The following is a 9,563-nucleotide window of genomic DNA, read 5'->3' on the forward strand; positions in this document are numbered from 1 at the left end:
GGCGGGCGGAGGTGGGTCGGCGAGCGAGAAGAGGGAGGATGCGGAAGCATCCGGACCGTGCCCCGAAGGGAGACCGGTGGGGGAAGGGAAAAAACAATACCGATACCGATTCCAAACGCCCCGGACTCCGAGAAGGATTACCCGTCCGTCCCTCTCCCCACACCGTGCCCCGAGAGGGCGGCCGGCGAGCGAGGGAGTGTTTGAGCAAAGCCCCCCCCGGCCCGGTCCAACCGATAGTCTTGAGAGTACTATACGCCGTGCCCTTCAAAGGGATGGGGCGGCGGAAAGCGCAATAACAATCCCCCCCCTTGCCGCGAACCCGCACCCCTCCTATAATGCAGCGGTGCGCAAGGAGGGGATGATGAAGAAACGGTCCGCGGAAAACGGCGGCGCCCAGCCTGATCTCTTCGGGGGTGCGGAGGAGTCGTCCCGCCGCTCGTCGAAGAAGAAGGGGGCTCCGTCGAAGGTGGTCAAGCTCCCCGTCCGCAAGGGGGGCGCCGGCGAAACAGCCGGGAAGGGCGCCGCGAAAGCCCCCACGGGAAAGGGCACCGGAAAGGACGCGCCCGCCGCCAAGGGGACGAGCCCGCGTAAAACCGCCCGCCGGCCGGTCGTCGAGGCGGTCCCCTCACCCGCCGCGGCGAAGACCCCCGCGCCTCCGGCCGCCCCCGTCTCCCCTCCCAAACGCGCCCTCAGAAGCCGCGGCCGGCGAACCGCCCAAAACGCTCCCGGCAAGCAGCGCGAGATCTCGGTCAGCGAATTCTTCGCCAAGAACCGGCATCTCCTCGGTTTCGACAACCCGGCGAAAGCCCTCCTCACCACCGTCAAGGAGGCGGTCGACAACTCCCTCGACGCCTGCGAAGAGGCGAACATCCTCCCCGAGATCCGCGTGCGGATCGAGATGCTCGCCGAAGACCGCTTCCGAGTCACCGTCCGCGACAACGGCCCCGGCATTGACAAGAAAGAGGTCCCCCGCATTTTCGGGTCACTCCTCTACGGCAGCAAGTTCCACCGCCTCCGCCAGTCCCGGGGGCAGCAGGGGATCGGCATCTCCGCCGCCGGCATGTACGGTCAGATGACCACCGGCAAGCCGATGGAAGTCCTCTCCCGGATCACGACGTCCAAACCGGCCAACCGCCTCGCCATCCTTCTGGACACCAAGAAAAACCTGCCGGTCATCGCCGTCGACGAAGAGGTCGACTCCGACATGGAGCACGGCACCGAGGTCGCCATCGAACTGGAGGCGACCTATAAAGCGGGCCGGCACAGCGTGGACTCCTACCTTCACCAGGTCGCCCTCGCCAGCCCCCACGCCGAGATTCTTTACGAGCCCCCCAAGGGCGAGTCCGTCCGATACGCGCGGGCCGTCCATGAACTCCCCCCGGAAGCGGCGGAAATCAAACCCCATCCGAAGGGGGTGGAACTCGGCTCGCTCATGAAGATGCTCAAGGAAACGCGCGGCCGAAACGTGCGCGGTTTCCTGACCGGCGAGTTCAGCCGCGTCAGCGGAAAGGTGGCCGAAGAGATCCTCGCCGCCGCCGGAATCGCCCCCTCCATGAGCCCCGGCCGGGTCCACCGGGACGCGGCGGAAACCCTCTATCGCGCGATCCAGAAAACCAAGATCATGAATCCGCCGACCAACTGCCTCTCGCCGATCGGCGAGGCGCAGCTGATCGCCTCGCTCGCGAGCCGCCACGAACCGGAGTTCGTCGCCGCCGTGAGCCGGCCGCCGTCGGTCTACCGCGGCAACCCTTTCCTGATCGAGGCGGCGATAGCCTTCGGCGGCCCGAGCTTCGACGCCGACGGGACCGTCGATCTCTACCGCTTCGCCAACCGGGTGCCCCTGCAATACCAGAAGTCGGCGTGCGCCATCACCAAGAGCGTCATCGAAGTGGCTTGGCGCAATTACAACATCAGCCAGAGCCGCGGCGCCCTCCCGACGGGACCGATGGCCGTCGCCGTCCACATCGCCTCCGTCTGGGTTCCCTTTACGTCCGAATCGAAGGAGGCGATCGCCTCTTATCCCGAAATCACCAAGGAGATCCGTCTCGCCCTCCAGGAGTGCGGCCGCAAGCTGGGCGCCCACATCCGGCGCGGGCGGCGGCTGGCGGAGGCGGCGAAGAAGAAGAGCTACATCGAGATCTATATCCCCCACATCGGCATCGCGCTGCAGGAGATCCTCGGCCTGACCGACGCGCAGCGCGACAACACGACGGAGAAACTGAAGGACATTCTGGAGAGGAGCCGCCAGATTTAGGCGGCCCTCCCTTCGCGAGAGGAGATGGCGCGGTGGCGAGGAAGAAGACGGGAGAAGGGGCGCGAAAACAAGGGGCGGACGTTGTCCCCCGGATCGTGAAGGAAGCGAAGTCGGTCGAGAGCCGGATCCAGCGGGGCCGCAAGCCGTCGATGGAATTCCCGGTCCGTTCCCTTCAGAACGTCTCCTACCATCCGGACAAGGGATTCTTCGAGATCAAGGGACGCACCAAGGAGAGGACACTCACGGTCACGACGGTGAAGACCTTCGCCCAAACCCTGCGGATGATGGCGCTCAGCAAGGAGCTGGTCGAGACCGACGACATCGCCACCAAGCGGGAGGCGTACTACGTCTCCAAGAACTGGGAAGAAGCGCGTTTCACGGAACAGCCCGAGTCGGACACGGTCATTGAAGACGTGGAGGCGCTCTTCCGCGTCAATCGGGAGCAGCTCGGCTTCGTCCCCGAAGAAAAAGGGGGGGACGTGGCGGGCCGCCTGGTCGTGATCGATCGCGACGGCGAGACGGGCGAGGAACTCAAGATCGACTGCACCCGCTTCGGTTCCGGCGCCTACTCGATCCCGATCTCGGTGGAGCACCTCCGCTTCGAAACCAAGGCGAAGTTCGTGCTCGTCATCGAGACGGCGGGCATGTTCCAACGACTGGTGAAGCACAACTACTGGAAGCGCGCGAACTGCATCCTCGTCTCCATGGGGGGCGTGCCGACCCGCGCCTGCCGCCGCTTCATCCGCCGCCTGGCGGACGCGAAAAAACTCCCCGTCTACGTCTTCGTCGACGGCGACCCCTACGGCATCAGCAATATCTACCGCACGCTCAAGGTCGGCTCCGGAAACACGGCCCACCTGAACGAGTTCTTCTGCGTCCCCCAGGCCCGTTTCCTCGGCATCACTCCCCAGGACATCGTCGATTACCAGCTGCCGACCCACCCCCTCAAGGAGGTGGACGTCAAGCGCGCCAAGGACGCCCTCAAGAACGACCCCTTCGTCCTCCACCATAAGCCGTGGCAGCGCGCCCTCAAGCAGATGATCAAGATGGGGGTGCGCGCCGAGCAACAGGCGCTCGCCAAACACGGTCTCAATTACGTGATGGAGGAGTACCTCCCGAGGAAACTGATGCGGACTGAACACTTTCTGCCTTAGACGCGTCTCTATCTACGGGACGGCGATTCCGGGCCTCACCCCACCGGCCGCCCGGGCCCTACCCAGAACATCCATATTTGGGTATATTCAAACAGGATACGGTTCGAAAACACCCCACGAACGCTCCCCTCCGCGGGAGCCGGAGGCCACGAAAGGTCATGCGGAAAGGATATCCCGGCGCGACTCGGTTGCTCCCCCTCGTTCTGCTGCTCGCCGCCGCGTGCGACAACGGCGTCGATCCGGTGGACTTAAACCGAACCCCCTCGAAACCGAAGAGCGTCGCCGTCACCAACCAGCCCAACTCCGCCACGCTGGAGTGGGATTTTCTGGACGAGGTGAGCACCTCGCTCAGCTTTTCCGGCTATAAGATCTACACGCTCCGCGAGGACGAGGCGCCTCCCTACGAGTACTGGACCCAATTTCACACCAAGTCGGGGAGCACCAGCTACCTCCCGCTGGTGAAAAGAGAGAACTCCCTCGTCGGCGACCGGATGAAGATCGAGGTGGTCGGCCTACGCAACGGATACCTCTACTCCTTCTATGTGGTGGGTGTGCAGAACGGCAAAGAAGGGCCCCCTTCGGACACCCTCTCGGTGGTCCCCTACGACTTGGACGTGGATATCGTCATCGACGGCGAGAGCCGCGACCTTCCGAGCTATTTCGAACCGGGGATGGACCGGGCCGCCTACCACTTCACGGAGGTGGACCGTATCGGTTACGACCACGATTACGAAACGGGCGTGGACGCCCTCACTTTTAAATCGATCCTCAAAGGCGGCCACCTGCGGCTCCTGAACGCCGGCCCGGACGCCGCAGGAACGAGCGTCCCGACCGACCAGACCGGCATGCCGATCGGTTTCCACACCGACACGCAGCTTCAGAGGCTCGAGTTCGAGGAGGGGGACTACATCTTCGTCTGGGACAACAACGGCACCTCGGTGATGTCCGACGACCACTACTCCCGGATCTACATCGAGCAAGTGCTCGATTATTTCCCGCAGATCATTATTCAGTGCGCTTACCAGCCCAGGAAGAACACGACGAATCTCTAAAACTCCGGCGCGCTTTCTACGAGCGCCTTTTCATCCGCCCCCGCCGGCCGTTCCGGCGGGGTGTTTCTTTTTGCATTCCCGTTGAACCTCTCCGGCCGCCGGGCGTTTGATAAGCGGAGGGGGCGCGGCGGCGTTCCCCGAGGAAAGGAGTGTGAAGAGATGAACCGGAGGCGAACGGTTCTGTCGATTCTGCCGCTCCTGGCGGTCGCTGCCGTGATCCACTGGACCGGATGTGGGCGCGCCGAGGAGCCAAAAACCCCGGAACGATTGGTTTCCAAGAGGATACGGATTCTCGAACCGGAGCGTTACCGCGAACTCCGGGACGCCTGGAAAGAGTACACCGAGCGCCGTCCAGACGACCCGATGGGCTGGGTCGAGCTGGGAAAGGCGATGCGTTATTCCGGGTCGCCGCCGGAGGAGTTCTTTGCCGCTTTTGAGAAGGCGATCGCCGTCGATCCGGACTACGCCGAGGCGCACGGCATGTACGGGGCCAGCATCTGGCCCTACAAGTCGCAGGATCCCGACGAAGTGAGAAAGGCGATCCGTGAGCTGAACCGGGCCCTCGCGCTCGACCCGGAGAACATCGATCCCTACTACATGCTCTGGTCTTGCAAGCTGACCCTCGGCGATCGGGCCGGGGCGGCGGAGAGCCTGCGCTCCCTGCTCCGGGGCGGCGGCCTGCCGGAGCCGCTCCTCGATCTCGCCCACAACATGCTGGTCGACGCGGACTCCAACTCCATCGTCTTCACGAACGGGGACAACGACACATATCCGCCCCTGGCGCTTCAGGCGACTCACGGCTTCCGGACCGACGTCGCGATCGTGAACCTCTCCCTCCTGAACACGGAGTGGTATCGGGAAATGCTCCGCGGGGCGCCCTATCACCTTCCGGTTCCCGAGCCGGAGAAGGAGCGTGGCGTTCCCCCCGGTCCGAAGGCGGCGCTCGGTCTTCTGAACGCGCTCGAACGGGACGGTTGGAAACGGACCGCCTATGTCGCTACGACGGTCTACGCCGAAAACCTTCCCCTCACCAACAAGCTCTCACTCGAAGGAGTTCTCTACCGCGTCCTTCCGGAGAAGAAGGAAGAGTGGGAGATGGATATGGCGCGGATCGAGCGAAATCTGAGGAAAAACTACCGGCTCGAGAGCGCCGCCGCCTATGGTTTCGACTGGGACAAGTGGTCGGCGCTTCGGCCGCTGATGGGGAACTACGCCGCCCTCTACGGTAACCTCGCCGAAGCGACATACAAGAGCGGGGACCGGGAGGGGGCGCGGGAGGCGGTGATCGAGGGGCTCGAGCTGTGCGCCTTCCACGGGAGAAACGAGCTGGGCCGGAAAATCGCAGAGGACTGGGCCGGATGGGACACGGAATCGGCGGAGGCGCGCCGTTGGATCGAGCGATTCACTCCGTGACGGCGGCGGCCGGACCGGACCGCGCCCCGCCGCAGGACGACCGCGGACTGGCCGAGGCGATCCGTCGAGGCCGTCCGCGCGCCTTCGACCGCTTCTTCGACCGCTACGGCGGGCCGCTCCTCGGCTATCTCACCGGGATGGTCGGAGACCGGACGGGGGCGGAAGACCTCCTTCAGGAAACGATGATCCGCGTCTGGAGGAAGATCGACGATTACCGGGAACTCGGCGCGTTCCGCTCCTGGGTTTTCCGTATCGCCACCAACCTGGCGCTCACCGAACTCAGGCGCTCCCGATACAAACAAGTGGGCGTCGAAGAGATCGGAGAGATGGCGGACCCGGAAGGCTTGAATCCCGAGGAGGAGTGGGAAAAGAAGGAACGGGAGACGCGATTGAAGAGGGCGCTACGGGCGCTGCCGGACGATCATCGGGCGGTGATGCTTCTCCGGGTCCGGAACGGCATGAGCATAAGGGAGATCGCCGAGACCCTCTCGCTCCCCGAGGGGACGGTTAAATCCCGGATACACTACGCGGTTCGCAGGCTCCGCTCGATCACCGGCGGGGAGGAAGAAACGGACCGGGGGACGGCATTATGAAAGCATGCGAAGAGAGAAGAGAAGAGCTGATCGAGTTGGTGTTCGGTGAGCCGGACGAGGAGAGGTCCGCGCGGCTGAACCTTCACCTGGTCGAGTGCGAGGGATGCCGGCGCGAGGAACAGGCCTTGCTTCGGCTGAGGGAATCGATGCTGTGCCCGGACGCGGCGCCGGACGATCGACTGCGCGCCCGCGTTCGGACCGCCCTCCCCGGGCGGAAGGGGAAGCGGTCGCTCATCGGGCTTTTACGGGCGCCGATCCCCGCCTACGCGGCGGCGGCGGCGGCGATTCTGGTGGCGGTTCTCGTCCGCGGCGCCGCGGCGCCGGGAACGGAGCGACTCGGCGTCGGGCCGAAGCGAATCGCCTTCAAGGACGAGGAGGTCGGGCGCTTCACGCCGGCCGGCTCCTATGAGACCTGGGTACGGACGGCGGCGGTGCGCGCCGACACGGCGGCCGAAACCCTGTTTTCCCCCGGCGATTCCCTCTGACGGGAAAACGGTGGAAAGGTGAAGCGATGGACGCGGCGTCCACACTCCCGGCGTCGCTCCCCCGAAAAGCGCCCCTCCCCGCCGGCCGCTCAGCCGCGCGGCTTGGGCGGCGCGGGTGCGGAGCCGTTCTTCCGCTCCATCTGGCAGGTTCCCTCGAAGTGCACGTTCTCCTGGACCACGAGGGACGGAGTTTTGATCTTGCCGAGGACCACGCACCCGCCCAGGAGTTCCGTCTTCTTCTCCGCGTTCAACTCCCCTTCGACCCGACCGTGAACCACGATGGTGCCGGCGCGCACGTTCGCCCGCACCACGCCTTCCTTGCCGACCATCACCGTGTCGCCGACGTGGATCTCGCCCTCGAAGACGCCGTCGATCTGCACGCTCGCCTCGGTGGTCATTTTGCCGTTAAAAGTCGCGCCCCGTCCCAGAAGCGTGCTCACGCCGGCCCCCTTTCCGCCCCGATCCGGCTGGACCGCCGCGGGCGCTTCGGTTGTTTTCTCTTTCGCGTCTTTTCCGAACATCCTCGTTTTCTCCGATCGTGTAACGAACCGCGATCGCGAGCCCGTCGCGCCGCCGCGCCGGGCCGCCTTTATTCCGTTTCCGATTTCGGTTTAAGAAAAACCGCCGGGTCGAGGGCGTAGCCGTCCTTGCGAACCTCGAAGTGGAGATGGGGCGCGCTCGAACGGCCCGTGTTCCCCACCAGGGCGATGGCGTCGTCCTTCCGCACCCGCTCGCCGGCCCGCACCAGCAGGCTGGCGTTGTGACCATACAGAGTGAGCAGGCCGCCGCCGTGGTCGAGGATCAGGACCTTGCCGTACACGTCGTCCCATCCGGCTCGGAGCACCCGGCCGTCCAGAGGAGTCTCGACCACGGTGTGGGTCGGCGCGGCGATGTCGAGACCCGCATGGGCGCCGCCGCCCCGCTCCTCACCGTACCGGGAAGAGACAAAACCCTCCGCGGGCCAGCCCCATGCGCCGCGGTGCCGGGCGAGGCCGCGCAACAGATCCTCCGTCTTCTCCGCGTCGGGGAAGAGGGCGGCTTCCAGCTCGATCGCCTCCGGCGCGTCGGACCGATCCGTGACATCGCCTCCGGCGATCCCTTCGGCGGCTTCTTTCTCCGCCTCCCGCTCCGGAAGGCCGACGAGCCGGCGGACCCGGTTGTCCATCTCCCGGAGCAATTCCATCTCCTCGCGAAGCGCCGCGCTCTCTTCCAATTCCCCCTCGAGGCGCTCGCAGCGCGACAGGAGCGCCTCCCTGTCGCGAACCTTCCAGGCGAGCACGCCGTATGTGGCCGCCAGAAAGACCACGCCCGACCCCAGGAGGATGAAGATCGCGGCAATCGCGAAGATCGACCGCCTGGACACCTGCAGCGTGTAGGTCTTTCTGCCGTCGGACGGCGCGATGATGACGGAGTAGTGTTTGGATGTCATGTATCGGATCGCTTGTCCTGTCCCACCGGCGGAACCCGGTTATCCTATGCTCGATCCGATCGGTAAGTCAACGGCGATCAAGGCGGGGCGGGCCGGGGCGTCTCCGCGTGGTACGAGTCGCGTCCCGTGGTTTCTCATCCAGCCGTCGAGTGAAAAAAAAGGAGGGGGCAGATCGATTGTCCAAGACTCTGGGTGCTACCATTTGCGATTGAGTTCCCCAAGTTTCCAACCCGGACCGATCTGCCCCTGATTTTTTCCTTTGTTCGTCTTCTCGATCGAACCCCCTTTCCCGTCGCTCGTACGGTTCTTCTCGACTCCTTCTCGGAGCCCGGGGTCCCGGGGCTCCCACTCTCATGATCCCGGGACACAGGGCTCGTTTCCTTTGGAGGGCGGAAGGCGGTTCCTCCGCCGGCACGGGTCCCATCCGGAGCCACCGCCTTCATACGATAGCTATTACAAGGAACGTGCCAAGGACGGCGGGGCGCGCGCCGGCAAGAATGCGCGCACAAACCATTGCATTTGATGCAATTAACATGAGGCTTCCGAAAAGGACGGGGAGGGGGCGGTCCCAAAAGTGTACACTAACGAGGACACATGGACCTCCGGCCGGTCCGCCGGGGGAACGGTCGCCGGGAGAGAAAAGGCCCGGCGCCCGGCCACAATAAATAGTGCGCCCTCATCGCCGGACGAACACCGAGGAATGAGGGTCGCGATCTTCATCATCGACTCTCCACACCGGATGATTTCTCGTGACACACGCGAAGAGAGGGGTGGCCGGAATTTCATGACCCGAGATGTCCGTTTTTTAGTAAAAAAAGAAAAACTATTTTTTACTTCCCATCATTTCGGGAAAACACTACATTTTGGGTTGGGTCGGAAGAGCCCTCCACAATCCCAATACTACGGGAAATTCGGCAATTTTGGAGGGAGTGAGCGATCATTCCCTTCACCTACTCCAAAACTCCAAACGCTCTTCCGGCCCGCTTCTTTTTTTTCCTTTTCGGTGCAGGACACTTTTTCATTCATGTCGCTCGAGGAAGACGAATCCTGTACCGAATATGCGCCATCCTCTCCGCTCCCTCCCCGGACGGACGGCGTGATCCTTCGAGGAGAAGGGGCGGGCGACCTCCCTTCCACCGCCGGGCTCCCTCTCGGGGCCGTCTCGACTCGCCGGGCACCCACC

8 protein-coding genes are annotated in these 9,563 nt (G+C 64.3%); 6 read left to right on the plus strand and 2 right to left on the minus strand.

What is annotated here, in order from left to right:
- Window positions 1–361: 361 nt before the first annotated feature.
- The 6 genes from JW958_09695 (at window position 362) to JW958_09720 (ending at window position 6,951) form a co-directional block, all read left to right on the plus strand.
- A complete protein-coding gene (locus tag JW958_09695) occupies window positions 362–2,254 on the plus strand; it encodes a DNA topoisomerase VI subunit B (GenBank protein MBN1826529.1) in 1,893 nt (630 codons plus the stop codon).
- A 149-nt stretch (window positions 2,255–2,403) separates the two neighbouring features.
- Window positions 2,404–3,408, plus strand: a complete 1,005-nt coding sequence (locus tag JW958_09700; protein ID MBN1826530.1) for a DNA topoisomerase IV subunit A — start codon at window positions 2,404–2,406, stop codon at window positions 3,406–3,408.
- Window positions 3,409–3,566: 158 nt separating this feature from the next.
- The gene (locus tag JW958_09705; GenBank protein ID MBN1826531.1) at window positions 3,567–4,460 is read left to right on the plus strand and encodes a fibronectin type III domain-containing protein; all 894 of its coding nucleotides are present in this window, start codon (window positions 3,567–3,569) and stop codon (window positions 4,458–4,460) included.
- Window positions 4,461–4,619: 159 nt separating this feature from the next.
- Window positions 4,620–5,873, plus strand: a complete 1,254-nt coding sequence (locus JW958_09710) for a hypothetical protein (GenBank protein MBN1826532.1) — start codon at window positions 4,620–4,622, stop codon at window positions 5,871–5,873.
- Window positions 5,849–6,466, plus strand: a complete 618-nt coding sequence (locus JW958_09715; GenBank protein ID MBN1826533.1) for an RNA polymerase sigma factor — start codon at window positions 5,849–5,851, stop codon at window positions 6,464–6,466. The genes JW958_09710 and JW958_09715 overlap by 25 nt, the downstream gene beginning before the upstream one ends.
- Window positions 6,463–6,951 (plus strand): hypothetical protein, encoded by a 489-nt coding sequence (locus tag JW958_09720; protein ID MBN1826534.1) that lies wholly within the window; start codon window positions 6,463–6,465, stop codon window positions 6,949–6,951. The genes JW958_09715 and JW958_09720 overlap by 4 nt, the downstream gene beginning before the upstream one ends.
- An 89-nt stretch (window positions 6,952–7,040) precedes the next feature.
- Here the strand turns inward: JW958_09720 and JW958_09725 are convergent, their stop codons facing one another.
- Window positions 7,041–7,472: a polymer-forming cytoskeletal protein gene (locus JW958_09725; protein ID MBN1826535.1), complete on the minus strand. Its 432-nt coding sequence runs from the start codon at window positions 7,470–7,472 to the stop codon at window positions 7,041–7,043.
- A 68-nt stretch (window positions 7,473–7,540) separates the two neighbouring features.
- On the minus strand, window positions 7,541–8,380 hold the full coding sequence (locus JW958_09730) for a M23 family metallopeptidase (GenBank protein MBN1826536.1): 840 nt from the start codon (window positions 8,378–8,380) through the stop codon (window positions 7,541–7,543).
- Window positions 8,381–9,563: the final 1,183 nt, after the last annotated feature.

The sequence above is a fragment of the Candidatus Eisenbacteria bacterium genome (genome assembly GCA_016930695.1).
Lineage (GTDB): Bacteria > Orphanbacterota > Orphanbacteria > Orphanbacterales > Orphanbacteraceae > JAFGGD01.

Coding starts and splice junctions, on each gene's coding strand:
- JW958_09720 (MBN1826534.1), top strand. CDS start 6,463: ATGAAAGCATGCGAAGAGAGAAGAGAAGAGCTGATCGAGTTGGTGTTC.
- JW958_09700 (MBN1826530.1), top strand. CDS start 2,404: ATGGAATTCCCGGTCCGTTCCCTTCAGAACGTCTCCTACCATCCGGAC.
- JW958_09710 (MBN1826532.1), top strand. CDS start 4,620: ATGAACCGGAGGCGAACGGTTCTGTCGATTCTGCCGCTCCTGGCGGTC.
- JW958_09730 (MBN1826536.1), bottom strand. CDS start 8,380: ATGACATCCAAACACTACTCCGTCATCATCGCGCCGTCCGACGGCAGA.
- JW958_09705 (MBN1826531.1), top strand. CDS start 3,567: ATGCGGAAAGGATATCCCGGCGCGACTCGGTTGCTCCCCCTCGTTCTG.
- JW958_09695 (MBN1826529.1), top strand. CDS start 362: ATGAAGAAACGGTCCGCGGAAAACGGCGGCGCCCAGCCTGATCTCTTC.
- JW958_09725 (MBN1826535.1), bottom strand. CDS start 7,472: ATGTTCGGAAAAGACGCGAAAGAGAAAACAACCGAAGCGCCCGCGGCG.